Consider the following 23,279-nt stretch of genomic DNA (forward strand, 5'->3'; position numbering starts at 1 on the left):
CGCGACATCGCGTCGCGATACGCGCGTGACCGCGCTGCTACGTCTGCGTTACACTCACGGCCCGCTGTCTCGAAATTATTCGCTGTCCAAGATGTTGTCGCGCAATCGCCTCGCCGCTGCCTGTCTCGCCGCCTCCCTGCTCGCCACACCCTTCGCCGCCTTCGGCAAGACGCAAAGTGAATCGCTGCTCCAGCAGGCGATCGACCTCGTGTCGCGATGGCTGCCGACGCCCACGCACGAAGCGCCCGCGACGCAGGTGGTCGAATCGGCGTTCTCGCCCGACGGCGGCGCCGAGGCACTCGTGCTGAAAGCGATCGGCGCCGCGCGCAGTTCGATCCGCGTGGCCGCGTATTCGTTCACGTCGCCGCCCGTCACGCGCGCACTGCTCGACGCGAAGCGACGCGGCGTCAATGTCGCGGTGGTCGTCGACGACAAGGGCAACCGTGCCAAGAGCAGCAAGCAGGCACTGAACCTGCTCGTCAACGCCGGCATCCCGACCCGCACGATCGACACCTATGCGATCCACCACGACAAGTACCTCGTGATCGACGCCGAACACGTCGAAACGGGTTCGTTCAACTACAGCGCGTCGGCGGCCAGCCGCAATTCGGAAAACGTCGTCGTGGTCTGGAACAATCCGCAACTCGCGTCGCGCTACCTCACGCACTGGCAAAGCCGCTTCGACCAGGGCGCGCCGTACCGCTCCAGCTACTGACGCACGCCACGGGCTGGGCGCCGCTTCCCGATACCCCGCGCTCGCACCGCCGTGATGCAGATGATCGGCGAGCGTGACGCGACGCTCAATTCGGCCGAATGGCCAGTCGCCGCTTCACGCCTCGAACGACATGCGCGCCGGACGGCGCATTCAATGGATTTCAGCGATCCGTCCTGTCGCGGCGCCGGCCTGCGTGGTCGGGACACAGCGGTTCGCGTGCCCGTCCACGCTGCTTGCCGGCGTCGTCGACACACCAGGCAGCGCATTGCGCACGCAATCCGTGCTGAACGCCAGGGTGTTCTGAACCATCGGGTAAAGAAGATACAGCGCAAATGCGAGATAACCCGCGTACAGAATTCGAACCATGGGGCGGTGGGATGCGAAGAACGATTGGACTCGCCCTATTTACGGCATTGCACCGCGCACCTTGAGACGTCGCGCAGCCGATTCTGCATCGTGATGCAACGCAGACGCATGCCACCCGCTTCTCACTGCATCTGCGTCGATCGGGACAGCGTCGGGAATGCCCGTCACCGAGGGGCGGGTTGGCGACGCGCCGAATAATGCGCGATACTGTCCGGCATACGATCCCGTGACCGGCCTTGCAGCCGGGACAAGCGACCAGGCCCATGCAAATCGCACCGAAACCGGCCAACGAGGCGGCTCGACTCGACGCGCTGCATTCGCTGTCGATCCTCGACACGCCGCCCGAAGAGCGATTCGACCGCTTGACGCGTCTCGCGCGCCGGCTGTTCGACGTACCGATCGCGCTCGTCAGCCTCGTCGACGAGAATCGTCAGTGGTTCAAGAGCCACGCGGGCCTCGACGCCACGCAGACATCGCGCGACGTATCGTTCTGCGCGCACGCGCTGCTCGCGGGCGACACGATGGTCATCCAGGACGCGCTGAACGACGGCCGCTTCCACGACAACCCGCTCGTCACCGGCACACCGGGCATCCGCTTCTACGCCGGCCGGCCGCTCGCGGCACCGAACGGCGCCCCCATCGGCACGCTCTGCCTGATCGACACGCGGCCGCGTTCGCTCGAACCCGAAGAACTCGCCCTGCTCGGCGATCTCGCCCACATGACGGAACGCGAAATCGCTGCGCTGCATTTCGCGACCACCGACGAACTCACGCAACTGACGAACCGGCGCGGCTTCGAGATCCTCGCCCGTCATGTGCTGAGCCTGTGCGATCGCCTCGGCCGTCACGCGGTGCTGCTGTTCTTCGACCTGAACGATTTCAAGGCGATCAACGATCGCTTTGGCCATGCCGAAGGCGATCGTGCGCTCAAGACGTTCGCCGACACGTTGACCGGTGCGCTGCGCGACAGCGACGTGATCGCACGGCTCGGCGGCGACGAGTTCGTCGTGCTGCTGAGCGCCACCGATCCGGCCGACGTCGTCGAGCCGGTCGAACGCGTGACGCAGGCGCTCGCCTTGCGCAATGCGGCCGACGCACGCGGCTACGCGATCCGGTTCAGCGTCGGCCACGTCGCGTACGATCCCGCCCGCCATCCGGGCGTGGCCGACCTGCTCGCATCGGCCGATCAACTGATGTACGAGGACAAGCAGCGCGGCAAGATGACCGGCGCGTAACCGCGGCAAGCCGGCCGGGGGTACTTGCCGCCGCCCCGCCGTTCAGCCGCGGGGGCGCCGCTGCGTCAGCTCCCGCAGGGCGGCGCGCTGGCCATGGCCTCCGCGATCTGCTCGGGCGTCAGGTCGCGCTGATGCGTCGCGAGTGACCAGCGATGGCCGAACGGATCCTCGACCTGGCCGTAACGATCGCCCCAGAACATGTCGGCGGCCGGCATCGTGACCGTCGCACCGGCTGCGACCGCCTTCGCGATCGCCGCATCGGTGTCCGGTACGTACAGATGCAGGCAGACCGACGTGCCTTTCAGCGCCTTCGGCCCGAGCGCGCCGTGTTCGGGCATTTCATCCACCAGCATCAGCGTCGAATCGCCAATCGCGAGGCACGCGTGCGCGAGCCGGCCGTCAGGCATTGCCAGGCGAAACTGTTCGACTGCATTGAATGCGCGCTTGTAAAAGTCGATGGCGGCTGTCGCGCCGGCACAGATCAGGTGCGGCGTCAGCGTGCGCATCCCTTCCGGGATCGGTTTGACGGACGTGGACATGGGTGTCGCTCCTTCAGTCGGTTGTCGTATCGAAAATCGGGACGGACGCGCGATGCGCACGCCTCCGATGCTACGACGGACGACCACGGCGGAATTCGACACGACGCCCCGCCTATTTTTTGTTTTTTCGCATCGCGGGTCGCGCGAGCGCCCGAATCGGGCGCCGTCCCCCCCCGCCGTCACCCCATTCGGTCGGCCCGCTCATCAGGCGCGCCGAACTGACGGCGGCATGCCTCCAGCAATCCGGCCACCGCGTCGAGTGGAAGATCGACAAACCGGGCAATCGGCAGCATCACGCCACCCGGCACCCTGGTGCGCGACGAATGCGGCGAGAACTGGTAGCCGATGTAGCGATTTCCGGCCACGCTGATGATCCGGAATTCGGTGACGTCGCGCCATGGCGTGACGGGTTTTTCACGCGCGGCCCCGATCAGCCTGAAGCCTGTCTCGTCGATATGCAGCGCCATCTTGCGCCGCGACGCGAAGAAGAAGGCCGCGCTGGCCAGCGCCAGCATCGCGGCCAGCGCCGCCACGGGCCAGAGTGCCGGATCGGCCGCATAACCGCACAGGCTCGCCACGGCCAGCACCGCGCACACCACCGCCCTTCTCTTCAGGCTCCTGCCATCGACCGCCAGCGTCATCGGCAACTGGCCGATGACCGTTCCCTCGGCGGGATCGACATGCAGGCCGGAATCGTCTGTTACGTGTTCGTCGTTCATTACTCGCTGGCTCGCGTCGACGGCAACCGGCCCATCGACGCGGGTGCCCAATCAGGATTCCAGTCTTGCTTACGCGGCATGCGCCCCGCGCCGACGGCGCCGGTCAATTGCACACCTTGACGGTACCGTTGGACGTGCACTGACCGACGGCCCAGTGACTCTGCCCTGCCAGATGAGGTGCCATGCCCATGCCGCGAATCGGCTCGGCCGGCGACGCTGCCGGCACGGCTGCCGATGCGGTCTCGGGCGACGGCGGCGGAAGCGGCGCTTCGGGCGCGGCCTGGCAGGCTGCGAGCGCCAGACAAAGCGCGGATCCCAACGGAGCGATAACAGGCCTGGACATGATCTCGTACGCGTTTGCGCGATTCGATTCGGATACCGGCTCGCCGAACCTCGCGCGCCCCTCCTGACCGTTCGACGCAACCCGCATGCAGTATGGCGACGATTCGATACTACGCCTCGCGATCAGTGTCGTGCTAGCGGCCGTTCGGCCAGGTTCCGCAGTCGACGCCGCAGCGCGCGCGCCGGTCCGCTCAGATTTGCGGAAGATCGCGCAACGTGCGCGACTCGCTCGTTGCATCGATGTCGAGCTCGATGCCTTCCGACGCATCCCGATACAGCACGCGTTTCAGCCTGGGCCCGATCGCGGTGGCGTCCGATGCCGAAAAGATCGCGCGGACATCGCTGCCGGACGCAAGCGCGCGTGCCACGTCCGCCACCGGCGCCTCGCTCGGCGTCGCCGCCCACGACCGATCGGCCGGATTCACGGCCGCCCAGCGCACGTGCGTCACGCGCGCGCTGAGCGGATCGATTCGGACACCATTCACCGCAAACATCGACATCGGAATCTCCTTCGGATTTTTCTCGCGGCCCGCCACACGCCTGCGGAAAGCCGCAGTCGGCCGCGGCTGTCGCCGACGTTCGCGCGCGGCACGCGATCATGCGCGCGTCGCTGCCCACGCGATTTTCGATGATACATTGGGACGCTTTGCAACCGTCAACAGACAATCGTGTACGGGAGAAACACATGACCGACGCCTGGGGAACCTTCCCTGCCAGAATGGGCGACCATCAGGCTTTCATCAGCTTCAACCACAGCTTCGCGGAAATCGCCGAAGGCGATCCGCGCACGTCGCTGCTCACCGTGCGCGTTACGTTCGCGCATCCGACGCCCGAAGGCCTGCCGGCCGGCGACGAATTCGCCGACCTGGCAAAGATCGAGGATCTGCTGGACACGGCGATCACCGCGAAAGGCGGCGTGCAGGTCGGCCGCATCACCGTCGACGGCAACCGGGATTTCCTGTTCTACGTGCCGTTCGACGAAGAGGCTGCGGCCGAGATCGTCGACGCGCTGGCCGAACAGACGACCTACGCGCTTCAGTACGCGCACCAGGACGATCCGGACAAGGCATCGTACTGGCAGACCCTATACCCGACCGACGACGACTGGCAGATGATGCGCGACATGCGCGTACTGGATGCGCTGCGGCAGAAAGGCGACGCCAGCGACATGAGCCGGCGCGTGATGCACTGGGCGTACTTCCCAGACCCGAGCGACGCGCACCAGTTCGCGGACTGGGCCGAAGGGAAAGGCTATCCGGTCGAGTCGGTCGCGCCGACCGAGGACGGCAAGTCGGCCGTACGGTTTTCGCACGAAGGCACGATGGCGCTGGCCGACATCACGCGTCACACGATCGCGATCAATCGCGAGGTGCGTTCACTCGGCGGGGAATACGACGGATGGGAAACCAGCGTCGAACAGGCTGGCTGAGCGGATTGGCATGTCCGTCGCGCACGACGTGACGCGACGCGTCCGGCGCAAAAAACATCCCGGCAGCGTTGTGACACGCCGCCGGGATCAAGGCATCGCCGGCCGAAACCGGCGATGGGCCTGAGGGTTCGCTCAGGCACGAGGAAAACGATGCGTGCGGATCAGGCGAACGGTTGCCGAGGCGCGCCGTGGGTGCCATCGCGCAGCCTGCCGAACGCCTGTCCGGTTCCGCCGACGCGGTCTTCCGGCGTCGGACGGGCAAAAAGCCCCCGCTCCTGCGCGAGCGAGCGGGGAAATAGTTGACCGGGCCGGGGAAGAACGGTCAACCGGCCAAATTGTGATCGCGGGTCACAAGACGGTCTGTGCGGCAACTCACCCTTTGATGACATGCGGCAACGGGCGACAGCCTCATGAGCCGGGCGCGAAATTCCCGATCGATTGCCGGGCGATACTCGGGTATGTCGATCGGGTATGTCGACGATTCAGGAAATTTCTGCCTTCATTGAACGGCATGGCCATGCGGCCCACCAGGTCGGCAGCGATTTTGATCAATGTCAGCCGTTACCGGCGTTTTTCTTTTCATGTCTGGTCTTCTATTTTTTTAGTTCACGCGGACGTCCTCGGAATCGGGCCAGTTTCCGGTAAATCACGCGCATTGTCAAAGCAGGTTTATTCTATTTTTCACGCGACGTGATTCCGGCTGCATTTTCTCGCGCCTGATTTTATGAATTGGCGTTTTTCGAACGCAATAGCATAAATCACATCGGAAACGCGGCAACCCGGTTTCATCATCCAGGCGCGCTGCTGGAAAACCAGTCGGCAACCATGTCGATCCAGTCCGGATCGCTGACGATTTCAACGACGGTTTCGCCGACGATTTCGGCAGCCGATGCGTCCGTCGCCACGCCGCCCCCGGAAACCGCCGCACCGGCCTTCGCGATCTCGGTGGATGCGCCGGACCGCGGGTCGGCAAGCCGTTCCAGCCAGTCGACGATATTGGCGCGCGCATCTTCTTCGTCGGCGAAGTCGTTGCGCGCGAGAAAGCGATCGAACACGATCCAAGCGAGCGTCTTGCCACGTGAGTCGGATTCGAGTCGCCAGTCGACGACGGCTGTCCGGCCGGACGCCCTGATTTCGAGCGTCGCGGTGAAGCAGTAATCGAGATACTCGATCTCAAGTTTCGACGACATGATTTGCGCCCGTCACTCCGCCCTCTCCAGTCTCATGACGAACCACGCGTGCCGCATTGCGCGCCACTGCGTGAATCTTGCATGACTGTTACAACGTATGTCCTTCCGACTGGCAGTATCACGATAGTCTCGCCCCCTGTCGATATCGACTGCCGATGCATGACCGCCGCTACTTTGCCACCGGCTTTCCCTGCCCCTGAGCCTATGCGGCGAGTCGTTCCGTTTTTCCATTCCGCGTATCGACCTGCTCCGTTGCCGTGATCGCACTGCTAAACTCGAACCCAAGAACCCGCTCGCACCACCAGAGGAAATAATGACACTCGCCCACGCACAACAAAGCGGCGTGGATGTCTGGATTATCCAGCTCCCCGGGCATGCCCCGTATGCCTATACGCACCTCAAGCGGGTATTCTCGTCCGACGACTCGCGACATCGGGTCGTGATGATCGATCTGAAGAAGTTGCTGGCGTGCGCCGACCGCGACACGACGGACTATGTCCTGCCGTCGGTCCAGTACTGGGCCCCGGGAAAAGCCGCGGGTATCCGCACATTCCTCGCTCCGGATCAGGACAGGATTCCCGACATGCCGTTCATCACGTTTCGCGAGACCAGAGCGCGAACGCTGCTCGGCATTCCCGGCCTGTCGAAAATCGGCGTCGCTTCGTTTCGCAACGGCCAGCATCGGGCGCGCTATCTTGCCCATGCGGGCGCGACGACGCTGCCCGTCGAGATCCACGAGACCGAGGCTGATTTGCTCGTTCGATATTGCGGCGAGTAACGGCGAAGCGCGTCCGGCTTTCTCACCGATACCGGCAAGCCCTCAGGCGTCGATCGCGTAGATCCGATCGGTGACCTCCGTCGGGCCGATGCGGCTCGTTTCGATACCGGCCAGTTGCCAGCCGTTGTGTTCGTAGAAACCGATCGCTCGCACGTTGCCGTCCAGCACCTGCAGGTGGACCTTGCCCGCGCCGATCGACCGCGCCCACGCACGGACGGCTTCGATCATGCGCTTGCCCGTCCCGCAGCCGTGATGCGAAGGATGGACATGCAGGCAGTCGAGCAGCACACCGAGCGCCGGATCGTCAGGACGTTCCGCACTGACGAAGCCGACGGGCGCGCCGTCCGACTCGGCGATCAGCACCAGGCCCCACTCGTCTTCGTTGCGATCGAGATACTTGCGCCACCGGATCGCGTGCTCTGTCGGCACCTCATCCGACAGATAGGCGGCCGGAAGGATATGGCTGTATGCGCTCTGCCAACTCTGCGTATGCAGGCGAGCGATGAGGGACGCGTCGTGCGCAGTCGCGGCGCGAAGCGTGGTCCGAGTGTCCGACATGGGTTGGCGACTCCTTGTAGCGTGTTCTATCGATCGGTATGTGTCGTCGCAAAATATACCGTGCCTTGCGAAATGCCTTTCTCGGTGACGCATCGCGGGGGTATCGCTGCATATGCAAAAAAAATCCCGGCGCCTTCATGGGTCGTCGGGATCGAACGGCCCTGCAAAGCATGAGGGCACGAGGAAGGCGATACATTACACCCATGAAAGACTGTTGCGCTTTGTCGGTTGGCGCCAAGTCCCTGTTCCATTCCGCCAATCCAGTCTTCGATGGAATGCCGTAAACGAAAAAAGCCTGCTCGCGCATCACGCGAGCAGGCAAGAAAACGGATCAGCATTCGAGGCACGAGGGCTGTCCAGGAGAGATAACGGCACGGCGCGCGCAAACCTTAGCGGAAAGCAGCAGCGATATCAGCCGATGCTGCGTTCGATGTCGAGCCCAATTTCGACACACGCCCGCTTTGCCTGGCGAACGAGCACCCAGGAGGATTGATGCCGGTGCTTCTAGCGGGATTCGACGGCTTGTGCCGTTGGCCCGCCGCACAACTGGTGGTGGCGATGAACACCGCCTGAAGAATGTCGTCCCAAAGCGGCTGGCTCCGAATGAGCAGCGGATCAGTTGCCCGCGCAGAGAAACTGAACCGTATTCGTGCCGGTTCCGGTGAAAGTGATCAATGCACCCGAATCTTGACTGACCTTCACGGCGTTCGCCGCGGTCGTGTCGTTGGCCGTGCAGGTATAACTCGACGCAGACGTATAAACGGCTGGACCGGTGAGTTTGACCGTGGCGCTGCCGGATGCCAACGCGACCGATCCATGCACCATGTGCGGAGCATTCGCGCCGGCACCGGTCGGGCTATAAAGCGGCATTGAACCTGTTCCGCCAGCCGAAATATTTCCTTTTGCGGAATAGTTTCCGGTATCTGAAAACGTGTGCTCGTTGACGCCGGAAAGATTCTGCAACGCAAGCAGCCCGTTCGCAAATATCGCGCGAAGCGACGCGGTCGTTGCATCGCTTCGGATTGCCGCAACCTTGTTCCCTGCACTGCCGAACCACACGACAGCGTCCTTTCGTGGCAATACAATTGCGTTGCCTTCGCCAGTCGTCGTGTTCAAGGCGCTGCTTTGAAACACGATCCCGTTTTCGAAGGCAGTGTTGTTGTTTACGATGCCGACGGCGGCACTGGCGTTGGCCGCGCCGGTCTTCACATCACGGCGTCCCGATGACAACCAGAGCCCCGGGGTGATACCGCTCCGGAACATGTCGTACGGGTCGAGTCCAACGACGGAGCCCTGATTTACAACGTCGATTTCATGCCCTTGAGTCGTTCCGGCGCCCGGCCTTCTCCGCGCTTCGGAGTAGGTGGCATAGGCAGTTTGGACGTGAACCGTATTGTCATTGATTGCATAGCCCGCAACACCCTGAGCGGCCATTGACCCGGTCAGCGAATTGTCCGACGTGCGCGTCGCTCCCAGCAAACCCATTCCACCACCGGCCGATTGCGACCATGTTTGCGCGCACGCGGTCGTACATGGAATCAATGAGTTAAGCCAGGTGAATTGATTTCCGAATGATGCAACGGTGGGTGCCGTGTGGCCGGTTTTCGAGGAAGACGCGCCGTAGGGTTGAGAAGCCGTGCGTGGCAGGCCGGCCGCCGGCTGAGCGTGCGACGGCAACGCGGCCAACGATACGAGCGCGACAAGCAAGCGAATGCGGATGTTCTTCATGGTGAGTGGTCAACCGAGAGGTGAAACGTCGAGAACGAACATGTAATCGAGCAAGTTCCGAGCGACGATCGTGGGCACTTCACACGGCCCGAAATCGAGGCCTGCACAGTATGCATTGTCGTAATCGAACCCGAAAAACCGAAGTGTCGTGGGTCGCCGTGGTCGCTTGGCTGACGCGCACGCATTCCGGCTTGAGGCTCGGGAGATGCTCACGCCGGCCAATCGCGAATCCACCCTGTCACGAGGTCGCGTCGAGGCACGGTTCGAGTTTCGAGAAACGACAAATCCTCCGTGTGCGGCTGCCCCTCGACACGTGTGCGTGCCGATACGCCGTCGGTAGTGCACTCCCGAGAATGAAGCAAACGCCGAACGACAGTGGATGGATGATCCCACTTACATGACGTAAGATTGCCAACCGTGACCCCCACCACATCGATGGAGACCGAAATGGTGAAGGCGGCATTGAAGGCGATCGGCAGGCCGATCTGGAAGCGGGTGCAGTTCCGTATCAATGTTGCGATCGATCGGCGCATCGAATCTGACCGGGCAGAAATTGCGCGGCTCAAGCAGGCGACTGTCGACCTTCAAAAAAAGATCGACTCCCTGTACGTCGAGCGCGGATGCACAAGTGAGCATTTCGATCTGGACAAACGCATTGCGAATGCAATCGAACAACGAATCTTCGTTCCATCCGATCCAGTCCTCGACGATCAAGCGCCGTTCATGCAGTACTCGACATGTAGTGCGGCCGATATGCTTCACCCGGAGCATGCACGAGTTTGCGCGATGCTCTGCCTCCCCCCGATGTATCAGCGAAAATTTTGGGAATGGACATACATCATCCACCACCTGAACCGGCTAGGCATGCTCACCCCCGGTCGGCGCGGGCTCGGCTTTGGCGTGGGTCAGGAGCGATTGCCGGCGCTTTTCGCCAAACTGGGATGCTTCATCGTCGCCACTGACGCGCCACCGGAAATTGGACAATCCAGCGGATGGTCCCAAACCGGACAACACAGTAACGCCCTCAACGAGCTGCGATTCCCGAACATCGTGGCCGACGAAATTTTCGATCGCGCCGTGACGCATCAACATTGCGACATGAACGCCATTGCCCCGTCTTTGCGCGATTTTGATTTCAACTGGTCCTCCTGCTGCTTCGAGCACCTTGGCAATCTGGAGGCCGGCCTTCAGTTCGTCATCAACAGCATGGATACACTGAAGCCCGGTGGGGTTGCCGTTCACACGACGGAATACAATCTTTCGTCGAACGACGATACGTCCAGCGAAGGCGGCACCGTGATTTACCGAAAGCGCGATATGGAAGAACTCGTCATGCGGTTACGCAAGCGAGGATACGAGGTTGAGTCGTTCGCGCCAGCACCACACGCGCACGCACTCGATTTCCACGTCGACGCGCCGCCGTACAGCAACAACCCGCATCTCAAATTGAGGTTGGCCGGCTATACAACCACCTCCGCCGGAATCTGCATTCGCCGCAGCGCGTGAGTTCCCTTGTTGTTGGAAGGTTCTGCGAAGGTCGCGCCGTATCCGTAGCAGGTGCATACCGGCGCGCCATCAGGAATCTCGACGGCTGCCGAGTACGCGCCATTGGACGGCAATCGGGAAATCAAGTTTCCGATCTCGGCTGGCCGCAGATCGACGCGACTCCGGGCACGTTCGCGTAAAGCAGCGCGGTGCATGCCCTGCCCCACTCGCAGATACGGCAACAGCCACGCGCAGGCATGCGTCTGCAACAAGATCGTGAAACGCAAAGGCCCCATGAAAATTCTCTTTGCGGAAGTCAAAACAAAAACGGCACTGTCTTTTGGGACAGTGCCGTTTTTAACTTCTTGATACCGCTAGGAATTCTGTGGGGTGGCTGATGGGACTCGAACCCACGACGACAGGAATCACAATCCTGGACTCTACCAACTGAGCTACAGCCACCACTGATACTGCTTACTTTGCTTCGCTGTTTTGTTTCAGCAGCGAAGAACAAGATTATACGAAGACTTTTGAATCTTGCAAAGCCTTTTTTTCAAAAATTTCTTCGGCTTCGTTCAGATGCGCGCGCGCCTCGTCAAACACGGCCAGATCGCCGCGCGCGAGCTTCTTGTTGTCGGACAGCACGCGGCGCCAGCCACGCGCGCCCGGCATGCCGCGATACAGTCCGAGCGCGTGCCGAACGATCGCGCCGAGATAGGTCCCACGCTTCAGTTCGGCCGCGCAATACTCGATCAGCTGCGCCTCGGCTTCCTCGCGCGTCGGCACCGCTGCAGTCGACCCGTAGAAGCGCGTATCGACTTCGGCCAGCACAAACGGATTGTGATACGCCTCGCGACCCAGCATCACGCCGTCGACATGTTCGAGGTGCTGCGCAACCTCGTCGAGCGTCGTGATGCCGCCGTTGATGACGATCTCCAGCGACGGAAAATCACGCTTCAACTGATACGCATAGTCGTACTTGAGCGGCGGGATCTCGCGATTCTCCTTCGGCGACAAACCCTTCAGGATCGCGTTGCGCGCATGCACGACGAACGTTTCGCAACCGGCCTCGGCCACCGTGCCGACGAAGTCCCGCACGAACGCGTAATCTTCGACCGCGTCGACACCGATCCGGTGCTTGACCGTGACCGGCACCGACACCGCGTCGCGCATCGCCTTCACGCCGTCGGCAACGAGCTGCGGCTCGTTCATCAGGCACGCGCCGAACGCGCCGCGCTGCACACGCTCGGACGGACATCCGCAATTCAGGTTGATTTCGTCGTAGCCCCACTGCTCGCCGAGCTTCGCGGCGCGCGCGAGATCGTCACGCTCGCTGCCGCCCAGTTGCAGCGCGATCGGCGATTCGCTCGGCGTGAACGCAAGATGCCGCTGCGCGTCGCCGAACAGCAGCGCGCCCGTCGTGATCATCTCCGTATACAGCCACGTGTTGCGCGTCAGCGTACGGTGGAACGACCGGCAATGACGGTCGGTCCAGTCGAGCATGGGCGCGACGGAAACGCGGCGGGGAGGAAGCGAGGACGAAACGGACATGGAATTCGGGCAACAGGCCAGCCGGCACGGGAACAACCGGTTATTTTACCGCAACCCGGGCCACTCCTGCCGGCGCTCCGCTAGCCGCCCTCGCCCAGCTCCGCATCGACGGCCCGGCGCGCCTCGTCGAGCACGCGCTCGATCACGCGTCGCTCGGTCAGCAGCATCCCGTCGACCTTGACGAGCCGCCAGTCGATCCGCACGGCATCGCCTTGCAGCACGCGGTAGTGCGCATGCTCGCCGTCCCAGACCTGCTCGGTCTTCACCTCGATCTCGAAACCGCGGTACGGCTCGCTGAAATCGCCGAGGTCGCTGCCTTTCGGTTCCATCGCACGCTCCGTGGCGACGCGGCGCCAGGCCGTCCGGGCAGCCGGCGCCGGGCGCTCAATCGTATTCGTTGGACAAAAAGGATTTGCCGTCGGTCGTCAGGTCGACCCGGTCGGCCGTCGCCTGATAGATCAGCCCCTCGTTCAGCAAAGCATAGACAACGTCGTCGAACGCAGCGGGAACCGGCCGGCTTTCGCCGAACTGGTCGATCCACTTCAGCGCCTCGATGGCTTCAGGGGAAAGAATGGGGGTCATGCGTTTGCCTCCGGCGTCGCGTCGCTCCATCCTAGCACTTCGTCCGGACGCCGAATACCGAGGCATGCGCGCAGCGGGAACGCCGATGCGGCGCGGGGGGCACACTGCCCGCCGGCGCCGCATCGGAGCAGGACACGCGCGGTCAGAGACGCGCGATCGAGACTTCGGTGGACTTCACGAGCGCGACGACTTCCGCGCCGACCTTCAGTTCGAGTTCGTCGACCGAACGGGTCGTGATCACCGACGTGACGATGCCGAACGGCGTCTCGACGTCGACTTCGGAGACCACGGACCCGCGAATGATCTCCTTCACCTTGCCCTTGAACTGGTTACGTACGTTGATTGCAGTGATGCTCATCGGGATGATCGCTCCGAAGAAAAAAGTCTCAAGACGGGCGGCCGGAGCCGCCCGGAATTAAACGGCCCAGCGGATCTGCCCGACCGGTCGAACCTTGTCTGCCTCATGCTCCGCGTCCTGATCGACCGCACCGGGCCCGCCGGCAAGCACGCGCTTCAGCACGCGATCCTCCAGCGCCGCGAATGCGGCCGAGGCACGGGCGCGCGGCCGGTCGAGCGGCACGGGCTGATCGAGCGCCACACGCCCCTGCTCGATCAGCAGGATGCGGTCGCCGAGCGCGACGGCCTCCTGCACGTCGTGCGTGACGAGCAGCGCGGTGAACCGATGCTCGCGCCACAACCGCTCGATCAGCGCATGCATCTCGATGCGGGTCAGCGCGTCGAGCGCGCCGAGCGGCTCGTCGAGCAACAGCAGTTGAGGCCGGTGCACGAGCGCGCGGGCCAGTGCAACGCGTTGGCGCTGGCCGCCCGACAATTGCGCGGGCCAGTCGTTGGCCCGCTCCAGCAGGCCGACTTCATCGAGCACCGCGCGCGCCTGATCGCGCGCGCCGCGCCCGAGGCCCAGCATCACGTTCTGCAGCACGGTCTTCCACGGCAGCAGACGCGCATCCTGGTACATGATCCGCGTGTCGAGCACGCCGCCGCCCTCGCCGCGCGTCACGAGCGCGCCGCTGCTCGGCTGCTCGAGCCCCGCGACGAGACGCAGCAGCGTCGATTTCCCGCAGCCGCTGCGGCCGACGATCGCGACGAAGCTGCCGCGTGCGATACCGAGCTCGACGTTGTCGAGCACCGTGCGTGCGCCGAAGCGCTTGCTGACGCCCGACAGCGTCACCGCGTCGTCGGGTGCCGGGCTGTCCGCGCGTCGTCGCGCGAGCGGCACGACCGATGCGCCGCCGTCGCGCTCGAGAATCGCCGCGTCGCGCGCATCGCCGTCCGCGACGCGTGCCTGTGCCAGTTCGACCTCGAGGTCCGCGCCGGCGAGCGGGCCGTAGGCGGCCGCCGAAGTGGTCGCATTCATGCCTTTGCTCCTGATTGATAAGCGGGATGCCAGCGCAGCGTCACGCGCTCGAGCCATTTCGCCAGCACGTCGGCCAGCTTGCCGAGCACCGCGTACAACAGGATGCCGACCACCACCACGTCGGTTTGCAGGAATTCACGCGCGTTCATCGTCATGTAGCCGATGCCCGACTGCGCGGAGATCGTTTCCGCGACGATCAGCATCACCCACATCAGCCCGAGCGCGAAACGCACGCCGACGAGGATCGAAGGCAGCGCACCGGGCAGGATCACGTCGCGGTACAGCGCGAAGCCGCGCACGCCGTAACTCTTCGCCATCTCGATCAGGTTCGCGTCGACCGAACGGATCCCGTGATACGTGTTGATGTAGACCGGGAAGAACACGCCGAGCGCGACCAGGAACAGCTTCGCCTTCTCGTCGATGCCGAACCACAGGATCACAAGCGGAATCATCGCGAGCGCCGGAATGTTGCGGATCATCTGGATCGTCGAATCGAGCGCGACCTCGGCCGCCTTCGACAGGCCGGTCGCGAGCCCCAGCGCAAGGCCGACGCCGCCGCCGATCGCAAAGCCGAACAGCGCGCGCCACGTGCTGACCTTCACGTTCGCCCACATTTCACCCGACGTCACGAGCGACCAGGCCGCGCGGACGACCGCCACCGGTTCGGGCAGCACGCGGGTCGACAGCCAGCCGGTGCGCGCACCGACCTCCCATGCCACCAGCAACGCGAGCGGCACGAGCCACGGCGCGACGCCGCGCCAGGCACGGGCCGCCACGACGGCGCCCGTCGTCGACGTTTTCGTTGTCATCGCAGGCCTCCTGTCGCTCAGCTCTGCGCGGCTTTCGGCAGATAGTTGTTGCCGACGATTTCGCCGAACGGCCCCGACAGCGGGCCGGTCGCCTTCTCCGCGCCCTTGCCCTTGATCAGCGGGAACACGAGCTCGGCGAAGCGATACGACTCCTCGAGGTGCGGATAACCGGACAGGATGAACGTCTCGATGCCAAGATCCGCGTATTCGCGCATGCGTTCCGCGACCTGCTCGGGATTGCCGACGAGCGCCGTGCCCGCGCCGCCGCGCACCAGGCCGACGCCGGCCCACAGGTTCGGGTACACCTCGAGCGCGTCGCGGCCGCCGCGCTTGCCGCCGTGCAGCGCGGCCATCCGGCGCTGGCCTTCCGAATCCATGTTCGCGAACGCCTGCTGCGCACGCGCGATCGTGTCGTCGTCCAGACGGCTGATCAGGCGCTCGGCGTCACGCCACGCTTCGTCCTCGGTTTCACGCACGATCACGTGCAAGCGGATGCCGAACTTGATCTTGCGACCGCGCGCCTCCGCGCGGGCCCGGATGTCGGCGATCTTCTTCGCGACGGCCTCGGGCGGCTCGCCCCAGGTCAGGTAGGTATCGATGTGATCGGCCGCAATCGCGTGGGCGGCCGGCGACGAACCGCCGAACCACAGCGGCGGATGCGGACGCTGCACGGGCGGATAAAGCGCCTTGCCGCCCTTCGACTGCAGGTGCTTGCCGATGTAGTCGAAGCCGCCGTTGTCGTGCGACGCGGCCAGCAGCCCGCGCCAGATGTTCAGGAAATCGTCGGTAATCTCGTAGCGCGTGTCGTGATCGGCAAACAGGCCGTCGCCTTCGAGTTCGGCCGCGTCGCCGCCCGTCACGACGTTGATCAGCAGGCGGCCGCCGGACAGGCGGTCGAACGTCGCGGCCATCCGTGCCGCCAGGCCCGGCGACGCGATGCCGGGACGCACGGCGACCAGGAATTTCAGGCGCTGCGTCGCCGGGATGAGGCTCGACGCGACCACCCACGCATCCTCGCAGGAACGGCCGGTCGGCAGCAGCACGCCTTCGTAGCCGAGCGTATCGGCCGCGACGGCGACCTGCTTGAAGTAATCGTAATCCGCGGCGCGCGCACCTTCGGCCGTGCCGAGATAGCGGCTGTCGCCATGCGTGGGGATAAACCAGAACACATTCATCTGCTGCTCCTGCTTGACTGTCACTGCCGAAATTTGGAAAAGACATCGCCCTGCTCGCGTCGCGGATGCGCGGCGCATGCATGGTGTGCGTTCGATTCGGGATAGCTCGCCGGTCGGGCCGCGCGGCGGGCGAGGACGCGATTGCACGGCTGTTTCTGGGAAATCAGTCTAGGGATCGGTGCAGGGCTTTGGAACGATTTTTTTGAGCTTAGGTTTTCCGCTTTCGTGATTAGCACGACGCTGGAGCGAATATCGCCGCGGACGGGCCCTATAATGGCGCACCTATCCGAATAACTCCGCGCGTCCGGCCCCGGCCGTGCGCGCCTGCGGTGCACTCATCGATGCAGAAAGTCATCCTGCCATTCCTGTCCGGCTTCCTGGCCGCCCTGTTCTTCCGCGAGGCGACGCTCGCGCTCCTTCACACCGCCGACCTGATCGCCGCAACCGGCTTCTCGACGCAGCCGTTCGCGCCGCTCGGCATTCCTGAATTTGTCGCGAATGCGCTGATCAGCGCATGCTGCGCCATTCCGATGGCGTGGCTGCTGCGCGTATCGCCGGAACGCGAGGCATCGTGGATCGGTGCGCTCATATTCGGCGGCATCGTGCTGACGGCCGCCCGCGTGTTCGCGATCGATCCGCTGCGCGGCATCTGGCCGTCGGGCAACATGATGCCCGTGCTCGCGGCCGGCTTCGCGGCGAACGCGGTGTGGGGCTTCGGCGCGCTCGTGTTCATGCGCGCGTTCATGTCCGACGACGCGGGCGACGAATAACGCACGCTCGGGCGCGATGCCCTTCGATCGCCCTCCGCAAAAAAGGCCGCCTGCATCCGCAGGCGGCCTTTTCGTTTCTGTCTAGCGTGCCGGCCGGCCCGACCGACGTCAGTCCTTCAGATTCCGCAGCGGATGCGTGTCCGGCGCCCACGGGCTGTCGAACATCGCGAGCACGTCGGCGCGATCGACATCGGCGGCCGACTTGAAGCGCCAGGCCGGCCGGTGATCCTTGTCGACGATCAGCGCGCGCACGCCCTCGATCACGTCGCCGCGCGCGAACGTCGAGCGCGTGAGATCGAGATCGCGCCGCAGGCAATCGGCCATCGTCGCGCCGCGTGCGCGTTCGACGACCTCGAGCGACACGGCCATCGACAGCGGAGACAGCTGTTCGCGCATCGCATGGGTCGCCTTTTCGACCCAACCGTCGACAGCCGCGCAATCCTGCTCGGCGTCGAGCGATGCGAGGATCGCGTTGACGTCGGGCTGCGCGAAATGCCGGTCGATCCCGGCGCGCGCATCGGCCAGCGCCGACGTGTCGGGCGTCGGCACGACCTTGTGCGCGGCAGCCGCCTCGGCGACGCAAGCCACCGCCCGCGCACCGCTGTCGATCGGCGCGCTGCGCAGCGTATCGAGCAGTGCCGGCAGCGCGGCATCGGGCAGATAGACGTCGGCGAGTTGCGCGTACAGCGCGTCGGCCGCGCCGAGCGCCGCACCGGTCACGGCGAGATAACGGCCGATCGCGCCGGGCGTGCGCGCGAGAAACCAGCTCATCCCGACGTCCGGGAACAGGCCGATGCGCGTTTCCGGCATCGCCATCTTGGTCGAGTCGGTCACGACGCGCAGGCCGCCCGTATGCCGCGCGGCCTGCGAAATACCCATGCCGCCGCCCATCACGACACCATGCATCAACGCGATGTACGGCTTCGGATACGTGAAGATCGCATGGTTCAGCGTGTATTCCTCGATGAAGAACGTGTCGACCGCGTCGCGGTCGCCGCGCTGCCATGCGTCGTGGAAGAAACGCACGTCGCCGCCCGCGCAGAACGCGCGCGGGTGCGGGCTGTGCACGACGACGGCGACGACTTCGGAATCGTTGCGCCACGCGTCGAGTGCCTGCTGCATCAGCCGGATCATGCCGACCGACAGCGCATTCAGCGCCTTCGGCCGGTTCAGCTCGAGAAAGCCGATGCGGTTCGCGACATACGCGTGGACGTCGGGCCGGGCGGATTCGGCGGTAGCAACGGCGGAAGTGGAATCGGTCATGGAAGTCATCCGGCAAACGGCAGTCGCACGGTCAGTGCGCCTGCATCTTCGAGAACAGGTTCAGTACCACGACGCCCGAGATGATCAGCCCGAGGCCGATCACCGCCGGCAGGTCAGGCACCTGACGATAGAGCAGCATCGCGACGAGCGTGATCAGCACGATGCCGGCGCCCGACCAGACTGCATAGATGATGCCGACGGGCATCGTGCGCAACGTGAGCGACAGACAGTAGAACGCGATGCCGTAACCGGCGACGACGAGCGCCGACGGCCAGAAGCGCGTGAAGCCGTCCGCCGCGCGCAACGCGGACGTGCCGACCACTTCCGCGACGATCGCGATCGCGAGCCATGCATAACCGGGCAGTTGCATCGCTCAGCTCCTGGCGAGGGCCAGCACGGCGTAGTCGTGGCCGAGCTCCGCGCACAGCGCCTCGACGACGAACTCGTGATCCGCGCGCTGCGGCAGCCCCGACGCGGTGATCGAGCCGATTACGCCGGCGCCGGCGACGGTCAGCGGGAACGAGCCGCCGTGCGGCGCATATTCGGCGATCGGCAGCCCGTGCTTGTCCGCGAGCGTGGCGCCGGCCTGCTGCATGCGCAGGCCGATCGCGTACGAGCTGCGGCGGAAATGCGCGACGACGTTGCGCTTGCGGCGCACCCAGTCGGCGTTGTCGGGCGTCGCGCCGGCGAGCGCCGCGTAGAACAGCGGCTGGCCGAACGTGACGATGTCGATCGCGATCGCATGGCCGCGCGTCGTCGCGAGCGCATGCATCCGGTTGCCGAGCGCCCATGCGCGCGCGGGATCGAAATGGGGAAACACGAGCGCCTGTTCCTGCACGCCGATCGATTGCAGATCGTGAGCGATGTCCATGAATCCGTCGATACAGTAAAGGGAGCCGCAACGGCGCCGACGCGATCGCGCACGGCCCTGCTGCCGGGATGACGACACAAACCGCTCGATTCTAGCGCACGCGCTCCACGTACCGTCCCTACGAGACGCGACACGCGATTGTCAGAAAGTGCTTGCATGCCCTCGGGTAACTCCTTATAATTCATTTCTTCGACGGACGCGGGGTGGAGCAGTCTGGCAGCTCGTCGGGCTCATAACCCGAAGGTCGTAGGTTCAAATCCTACCCCCGCAACCAACCCGTCCAGCATTCCGCAAAAAGCCCGGCCTCGCGCCGGGCTTTTTGTTTTTCCGCGCCCGGGCACGGCCCCCTTTTCGCGCACGCGCACCTCCGCTTCGCGCGACATGCCGCCCGCATGCGCAGGCGTTCTGGAATGGCGTGCCCCGGTGATACACTCGCATCACCTCGTCCCTTCCACTCGACATGAAATTCTGCTCCGTCTGCGGTCACGAAGTCATCGCGCGCATTCCTCCGGGCGACAACCGCGAGCGCTTCGTCTGCGATCACTGCGGCACGATCCACTACCAGAATCCGCGCAACGTCGTCGGCACGGTCCCGGTCTGGGGCGACCAGATCCTGCTGTGTCGCCGCGCGATCGAACCGCGCTACGGATTCTGGACGCTGCCGGCAGGCTTCATGGAAATGGGCGAAACGACGGCCGAAGCCGCCGCGCGCGAAACGCTCGAGGAAGCCGGCGCACGCGTCGAGGTGCAGAACCTGTTCACGCTGCTCAATGTGCCGCACGTGCACCAGGTCCACCTGTTCTACCTCGCGCGGCTCACCGATCCGGGGTTCGAAGCCGGCGAGGAAAGCCTCGAAGTGAAGCTGTTCGACGAAGCCGACATTCCGTGGGACGAGATCGCGTTCCCGACCGTCAGCCAGACCCTGCGTTTCTTCTTCGCCGATCGCGCCGCCGGTGATTACGGCGTGCACACCGGCGACATCTTCCGCTCGCTGCGCAACGGCTGAGCCCGCGCCCCATGGTCCCCTGGCTCGGCCCGGACGATCCGTTTCCGCCCATCGAGCGCGCGCTCGGCCCCGCGACCGGCGCGCCCGGGCTGCTGGCCGCGAGCGCAGACCTGCTGCCGTCGCGCCTCATCGAGGCGTACCTGCGCGGCATTTTCCCGTGGTACTCGGACGGCCAGCCCGTGCTGTGGTGGAGCCCCGATCCGCGCATGATCCTCGTGCCGGCCGAATTCAAGGTGTCGCCGTCGCTGCGCAAGACGCTGAAGCGCGTGCTGCGCGATCCCGAATGGGAAGTGCGGGTCGACCACGACTTTCCGGGCGTGATGCGCGCCTGTGCGCAGGCGCCGCGGCGCGGGCAGCGCGGCACGTGGATCACGGCCGAGATCATCGACGCGTATACGTCGCTCTACCGCTCCGGCAACGCGCACAGCATCGAGACGTGGCACGACGGACGCCGCGTCGGCGGCCTGTACGGCGTGTCGTTCGGGCGGATGTTTTTCGGCGAGTCGATGTATGCGGACGTGACCGACGCGTCGAAAATCGCGCTGGCCGCGCTCATCGCGCACCTTCGCGAGCAGGGGCTGGAGATGATAGACTGCCAGCAGAATACGTCGCATCTAGCGTCGCTCGGCGGCCGCGAGATCGCACGCAAGGCGTTTGTCGCTCACGTGCGCAGCGCGGTGGCCGAACCGCCGATTCCGTGGCAGTTCGACAAGCGCGTGCTCGCCGCGCTGACGGGCTCCGCCGAGAAGGCGGCGCCCTCCGGGATCGAGCGCTAGCGCGGCACTCCTTCCCTGCATCGAGAGCTGCCCATGACTCACCCGACTGAGCTGCCGCTTTCACCGCTTTCGGCGTTGCAATTCTATGCAACGGCGCCCTATCCGTGCAGCTATCTGGACGGTCGCATCGCGCGCTCGCAAGTCGCGACGCCGAGCCACCTGATCAATTCCGACATCTACACCGAACTCGTGAAGGCCGGCTTCCGCCGCTCGGGCGTGTTCACGTATCGCCCGTACTGCGACGGCTGCCGCGCATGCGTGCCGGTGCGCGTCCCCGTGGGCGCGTTCGCGCCGTCGCGCACGCAGCGCAGGATGTGGAAGCGCCACCGCGCGCTGATCGCGACGGTTTCGCCGCTGCACTACGACGAAGAGCACTACGCGCTCTACATGCGCTACCAGTCCGCGCGCCACGCGGGCGGCGGCATGGATCGCGACAGCCGCGACCAGTACGAGCAGTTCCTGCTGCAGAGCCGGATCAACTCACGCCTCGTCGAATTCCGCGACCTCGACGCGCCGGGCGGCGAACCCGGCAAGCTGCGCATGGTCAGCATGATCGACATCCTCGGCGACGGGCTGTCGTCGGTTTACACATTCTTCGAGCCCGACGACCGGCATACGAGCTACGGCACCTACAACATCCTGTGGCAGATCGAGCAGGCGAAGAGCCTCGACCTGCCGTACGTGTACCTCGGCTACTGGATCCGCGAGAGCCCGAAGATGGCGTACAAGGCGAACTTCCACCCGCTCGAGGGGCTGATCGACGGCCGCTGGAAGACGCTCGATCCGGAACGGATCGACCTGCCGCCCGTCGACGCGGCGCTGGCCCGCGCGCCGTTGCCGGGCGGGCATTCCGGCTCGGGTTGACGCACGCGGCGGGGGCTACGAAGCGAAGCACGCCCCTGCCACGCAACTCCCGGTAAAATAGCGGGTTGTCATTCATTCCGGCTGCCCGCCCCATTCCCGTGTTCAGTTCCCTCTATCCGCTGGCCCGCGCATCCCTGTTCAAAATGGATGCGGAAGATGCTCACCACCTCACGCTGCGCGCGCTCGGCGCGGCCGGCCGCACGGGCCTCGCCTGCGCGCTGTCGGCCCGCGTGCCCGACGCACCGCGCACCGTGATGGGGCTCACGTTCCGCAACCCGGTCGGCCTCGCGGCCGGCCTCGACAAGGACGGCGCGGCCATCGACGGCCTCGCGGCGCTCGGCTTCGGCTTCATCGAGGTCGGCACGGTCACGCCGCGCGCGCAGCCGGGCAACCCGCGCCCACGGATGTTCCGCCTGCCGCAAGCCGAAGCGCTGATCAACCGGATGGGCTTCAACAACCATGGCGTCGACCAGTTCGTGAAGAACGTCCAGGCCGCCCGCTATCGCGGCATTCTCGGCCTGAACATCGGCAAGAACGCCGACACGCCGATCGAGCGCGCCGCCGAGGACTACCTGTACTGCCTCGAGCGCGTATACCCGTTCGCGAGCTACGTGACGATCAACATTTCGTCGCCGAACACGAAGAACCTGCGCCAGCTGCAGGGCGCCGGCGAACTCGACGCCCTGCTCGCCGCGCTGAAGGACAAGCAGCAGCGCCTCGCCGACCTGCACGGCAAGCTCGTGCCGCTCGCGCTGAAGATCGCCCCCGATCTCGACGACGAACAGGTCAAGGAAATCGGCGACACGCTGCTGCGCCACAAGATCGAAGCGGTCATCGCCACCAACACGACGCTGTCGCGCGCGGCCGTCCAGGGCCTGCCGCATGCGGACGAAGCCGGCGGCCTGTCGGGCCGCCCCGTGTTCGACGCGTCGAACGAAGTGATCCGCAAGCTGCACGCGGAAGTCGGCAACGACGTGCCGATCATCGGCGTCGGCGGCATTTTCTCGGGCGAGGACGCCCGCGCGAAGCTCGCGGCCGGCGCGGCGCTCGTCCAGCTTTACACGGGCTTCATCTATCGCGGCCCGGCGCTCGTGTCGGAATGCGTGAAGGCGATCGCCCGCGAACGCACCGTGTAATATAGACATAAACAAAC

At 64.8% G+C, this 23,279-nt stretch carries 28 protein-coding genes and 2 tRNA genes; 11 read left to right on the forward strand and 19 right to left on the reverse strand.

The window, feature by feature from the left end; translation table 11 throughout:
* Nucleotides 1-91 precede the first annotated feature (91 nt).
* Complete coding sequence (locus G3N62_RS08420; RefSeq protein ID WP_034186972.1) at nt 92-715, forward strand: phospholipase D family protein; 624 nt, start codon at nt 92-94, stop codon at nt 713-715.
* A gap of 150 nt (nt 716-865) precedes the next feature.
* Here the strand turns inward: G3N62_RS08420 and G3N62_RS35910 are convergent, their stop codons facing one another.
* Nucleotides 866-1,081 carry a hypothetical protein gene (locus tag G3N62_RS35910; protein WP_124607994.1) on the reverse strand — a complete coding sequence of 72 codons (216 nt, stop codon included), beginning with the start codon at nt 1,079-1,081 and terminating at the stop codon, nt 866-868.
* Nucleotides 1,082-1,344: 263 nt separating this feature from the next.
* Between G3N62_RS35910 and G3N62_RS08425 the strand changes: the two genes are divergently transcribed.
* Nucleotides 1,345-2,316, forward strand: a complete 972-nt coding sequence (locus tag G3N62_RS08425) for a sensor domain-containing diguanylate cyclase (protein WP_124669104.1) — start codon at nt 1,345-1,347, stop codon at nt 2,314-2,316.
* 65 nt (nt 2,317-2,381) lie between these two features.
* On the opposite strand, the gene G3N62_RS08430 is transcribed toward G3N62_RS08425, so the two are convergent.
* From G3N62_RS08430 to G3N62_RS08445, 4 genes are all read right to left on the reverse strand, one after another.
* Entirely contained in the window at nt 2,382-2,855 is a 474-nt protein-coding gene (locus G3N62_RS08430) for a VOC family protein (protein ID WP_049036174.1), read from the reverse strand.
* Between the two features lie 179 nt (nt 2,856-3,034).
* Entirely contained in the window at nt 3,035-3,574 is a 540-nt protein-coding gene (locus G3N62_RS08435) for a hypothetical protein (protein ID WP_034187034.1), read from the reverse strand.
* Nucleotides 3,575-3,677: 103 nt separating this feature from the next.
* Nucleotides 3,678-3,917: a hypothetical protein gene (locus G3N62_RS36400; protein ID WP_124669182.1), complete on the reverse strand. Its 240-nt coding sequence runs from the start codon at nt 3,915-3,917 to the stop codon at nt 3,678-3,680.
* Nucleotides 3,918-4,107: 190 nt separating this feature from the next.
* Nucleotides 4,108-4,416 carry a hypothetical protein gene (locus tag G3N62_RS08445; RefSeq protein WP_034187035.1) on the reverse strand — a complete coding sequence of 103 codons (309 nt, stop codon included), beginning with the start codon at nt 4,414-4,416 and terminating at the stop codon, nt 4,108-4,110.
* Between the two features lie 185 nt (nt 4,417-4,601).
* Between G3N62_RS08445 and G3N62_RS08450 the strand changes: the two genes are divergently transcribed.
* Nucleotides 4,602-5,345, forward strand: a complete 744-nt coding sequence (locus G3N62_RS08450; RefSeq protein WP_124669105.1) for a DUF695 domain-containing protein — start codon at nt 4,602-4,604, stop codon at nt 5,343-5,345.
* A gap of 788 nt (nt 5,346-6,133) precedes the next feature.
* Here the strand turns inward: G3N62_RS08450 and G3N62_RS08455 are convergent.
* Nucleotides 6,134-6,535 carry a hypothetical protein gene (locus G3N62_RS08455; protein WP_034186977.1) on the reverse strand — a complete coding sequence of 134 codons (402 nt, stop codon included), beginning with the start codon at nt 6,533-6,535 and terminating at the stop codon, nt 6,134-6,136.
* Nucleotides 6,536-6,848: 313 nt separating this feature from the next.
* On the opposite strand from G3N62_RS08455, the gene G3N62_RS08460 reads away from it, so the two are divergent.
* Complete coding sequence (locus G3N62_RS08460; RefSeq protein WP_034186978.1) at nt 6,849-7,313, forward strand: hypothetical protein; 465 nt, start codon at nt 6,849-6,851, stop codon at nt 7,311-7,313.
* A 42-nt stretch (nt 7,314-7,355) separates the two neighbouring features.
* On the opposite strand, the gene G3N62_RS08465 is transcribed toward G3N62_RS08460, so the two are convergent.
* Both G3N62_RS08465 and G3N62_RS08470 read right to left on the reverse strand, forming a co-directional pair.
* Nucleotides 7,356-7,871: a GNAT family N-acetyltransferase gene (locus G3N62_RS08465; RefSeq protein WP_034186979.1), complete on the reverse strand. Its 516-nt coding sequence runs from the start codon at nt 7,869-7,871 to the stop codon at nt 7,356-7,358.
* A 615-nt stretch (nt 7,872-8,486) separates the two neighbouring features.
* Complete coding sequence (locus G3N62_RS08470) at nt 8,487-9,599, reverse strand: hypothetical protein (RefSeq protein WP_124669106.1); 1,113 nt, start codon at nt 9,597-9,599, stop codon at nt 8,487-8,489.
* Nucleotides 9,600-10,016: 417 nt separating this feature from the next.
* On the opposite strand from G3N62_RS08470, the gene G3N62_RS08475 reads away from it, so the two are divergent.
* Nucleotides 10,017-11,105: a hypothetical protein gene (locus G3N62_RS08475; protein WP_226193759.1), complete on the forward strand. Its 1,089-nt coding sequence runs from the start codon at nt 10,017-10,019 to the stop codon at nt 11,103-11,105.
* Between the two features lie 365 nt (nt 11,106-11,470).
* Here the strand turns inward: G3N62_RS08475 and G3N62_RS08480 are convergent.
* From G3N62_RS08480 to ssuD, 8 genes are all read right to left on the reverse strand, one after another.
* Nucleotides 11,471-11,546, reverse strand: a tRNA-His gene (locus G3N62_RS08480).
* 54 nt (nt 11,547-11,600) lie between these two features.
* A complete protein-coding gene (dusA, locus tag G3N62_RS08485) occupies nt 11,601-12,587 on the reverse strand; it encodes a tRNA dihydrouridine(20/20a) synthase DusA (RefSeq protein WP_034186982.1) in 987 nt (328 codons plus the stop codon).
* Nucleotides 12,588-12,715: 128 nt separating this feature from the next.
* Entirely contained in the window at nt 12,716-12,964 is a 249-nt protein-coding gene (locus G3N62_RS08490; RefSeq protein ID WP_034186983.1) for a hypothetical protein, read from the reverse strand.
* Between the two features lie 55 nt (nt 12,965-13,019).
* Nucleotides 13,020-13,217, reverse strand: a complete 198-nt coding sequence (locus G3N62_RS08495) for a hypothetical protein (protein WP_034187036.1) — start codon at nt 13,215-13,217, stop codon at nt 13,020-13,022.
* A gap of 142 nt (nt 13,218-13,359) precedes the next feature.
* Entirely contained in the window at nt 13,360-13,575 is a 216-nt protein-coding gene (locus tag G3N62_RS08500; protein ID WP_006476104.1) for a TOBE domain-containing protein, read from the reverse strand.
* Nucleotides 13,576-13,632: 57 nt separating this feature from the next.
* A complete protein-coding gene (locus G3N62_RS08505; RefSeq protein ID WP_059557793.1) occupies nt 13,633-14,592 on the reverse strand; it encodes an ATP-binding cassette domain-containing protein in 960 nt (319 codons plus the stop codon).
* Nucleotides 14,589-15,401 carry an aliphatic sulfonate ABC transporter permease SsuC gene (ssuC, locus tag G3N62_RS08510; protein ID WP_049036196.1) on the reverse strand — a complete coding sequence of 271 codons (813 nt, stop codon included), beginning with the start codon at nt 15,399-15,401 and terminating at the stop codon, nt 14,589-14,591. The genes G3N62_RS08505 and ssuC overlap by 4 nt, the downstream gene beginning before the upstream one ends.
* Nucleotides 15,402-15,418: 17 nt before the next feature.
* Nucleotides 15,419-16,576, reverse strand: coding sequence for an FMNH2-dependent alkanesulfonate monooxygenase (gene ssuD / locus G3N62_RS08515; RefSeq protein ID WP_034186986.1), 1,158 nt, complete (start codon nt 16,574-16,576; stop codon nt 15,419-15,421).
* A gap of 341 nt (nt 16,577-16,917) precedes the next feature.
* On the opposite strand from ssuD, the gene G3N62_RS08520 reads away from it, so the two are divergent.
* Nucleotides 16,918-17,346: a hypothetical protein gene (locus G3N62_RS08520; RefSeq protein ID WP_034186987.1), complete on the forward strand. Its 429-nt coding sequence runs from the start codon at nt 16,918-16,920 to the stop codon at nt 17,344-17,346.
* 108 nt (nt 17,347-17,454) lie between these two features.
* Here G3N62_RS08520 and G3N62_RS08525 read toward each other — a convergent pair whose 3' ends face one another.
* Genes G3N62_RS08525 through G3N62_RS08535 form a run of 3 tightly spaced genes read right to left on the reverse strand, consistent with a single transcriptional unit; the run spans nt 17,455 to nt 19,480 of the window.
* Complete coding sequence (locus G3N62_RS08525) at nt 17,455-18,609, reverse strand: enoyl-CoA hydratase/isomerase family protein (protein ID WP_124669107.1); 1,155 nt, start codon at nt 18,607-18,609, stop codon at nt 17,455-17,457.
* 31 nt (nt 18,610-18,640) lie between these two features.
* Nucleotides 18,641-18,979 (reverse strand): multidrug efflux SMR transporter, encoded by a 339-nt coding sequence (locus tag G3N62_RS08530; protein WP_034186989.1) that lies wholly within the window; start codon nt 18,977-18,979, stop codon nt 18,641-18,643.
* 3 nt (nt 18,980-18,982) lie between these two features.
* Entirely contained in the window at nt 18,983-19,480 is a 498-nt protein-coding gene (locus tag G3N62_RS08535; protein WP_124669108.1) for a heme-degrading domain-containing protein, read from the reverse strand.
* Between the two features lie 197 nt (nt 19,481-19,677).
* On the opposite strand from G3N62_RS08535, the gene G3N62_RS08540 reads away from it, so the two are divergent.
* From G3N62_RS08540 to G3N62_RS08560, 5 genes are all read left to right on the forward strand, one after another.
* Nucleotides 19,678-19,754 (forward strand) — tRNA-Met (locus G3N62_RS08540).
* A gap of 186 nt (nt 19,755-19,940) precedes the next feature.
* Complete coding sequence (locus G3N62_RS08545) at nt 19,941-20,486, forward strand: NUDIX hydrolase (protein ID WP_021161562.1); 546 nt, start codon at nt 19,941-19,943, stop codon at nt 20,484-20,486.
* A gap of 11 nt (nt 20,487-20,497) precedes the next feature.
* Nucleotides 20,498-21,262 (forward strand): leucyl/phenylalanyl-tRNA--protein transferase, encoded by a 765-nt coding sequence (aat, locus tag G3N62_RS08550; protein ID WP_034186991.1) that lies wholly within the window; start codon nt 20,498-20,500, stop codon nt 21,260-21,262.
* 33 nt (nt 21,263-21,295) lie between these two features.
* Nucleotides 21,296-22,126, forward strand: a complete 831-nt coding sequence (locus G3N62_RS08555) for an arginyltransferase (RefSeq protein WP_034186992.1) — start codon at nt 21,296-21,298, stop codon at nt 22,124-22,126.
* Between the two features lie 98 nt (nt 22,127-22,224).
* On the forward strand, nt 22,225-23,262 hold the full coding sequence (locus tag G3N62_RS08560; protein WP_034186993.1) for a quinone-dependent dihydroorotate dehydrogenase: 1,038 nt from the start codon (nt 22,225-22,227) through the stop codon (nt 23,260-23,262).
* The last annotated feature ends 17 nt before the right edge of the window (nt 23,263-23,279 follow it).

It is taken from the genome of Burkholderia sp. Tr-20355 (assembly GCF_017104685.1).
Classification (GTDB): Bacteria; Pseudomonadota; Gammaproteobacteria; order Burkholderiales; family Burkholderiaceae; genus Burkholderia; species Burkholderia seminalis.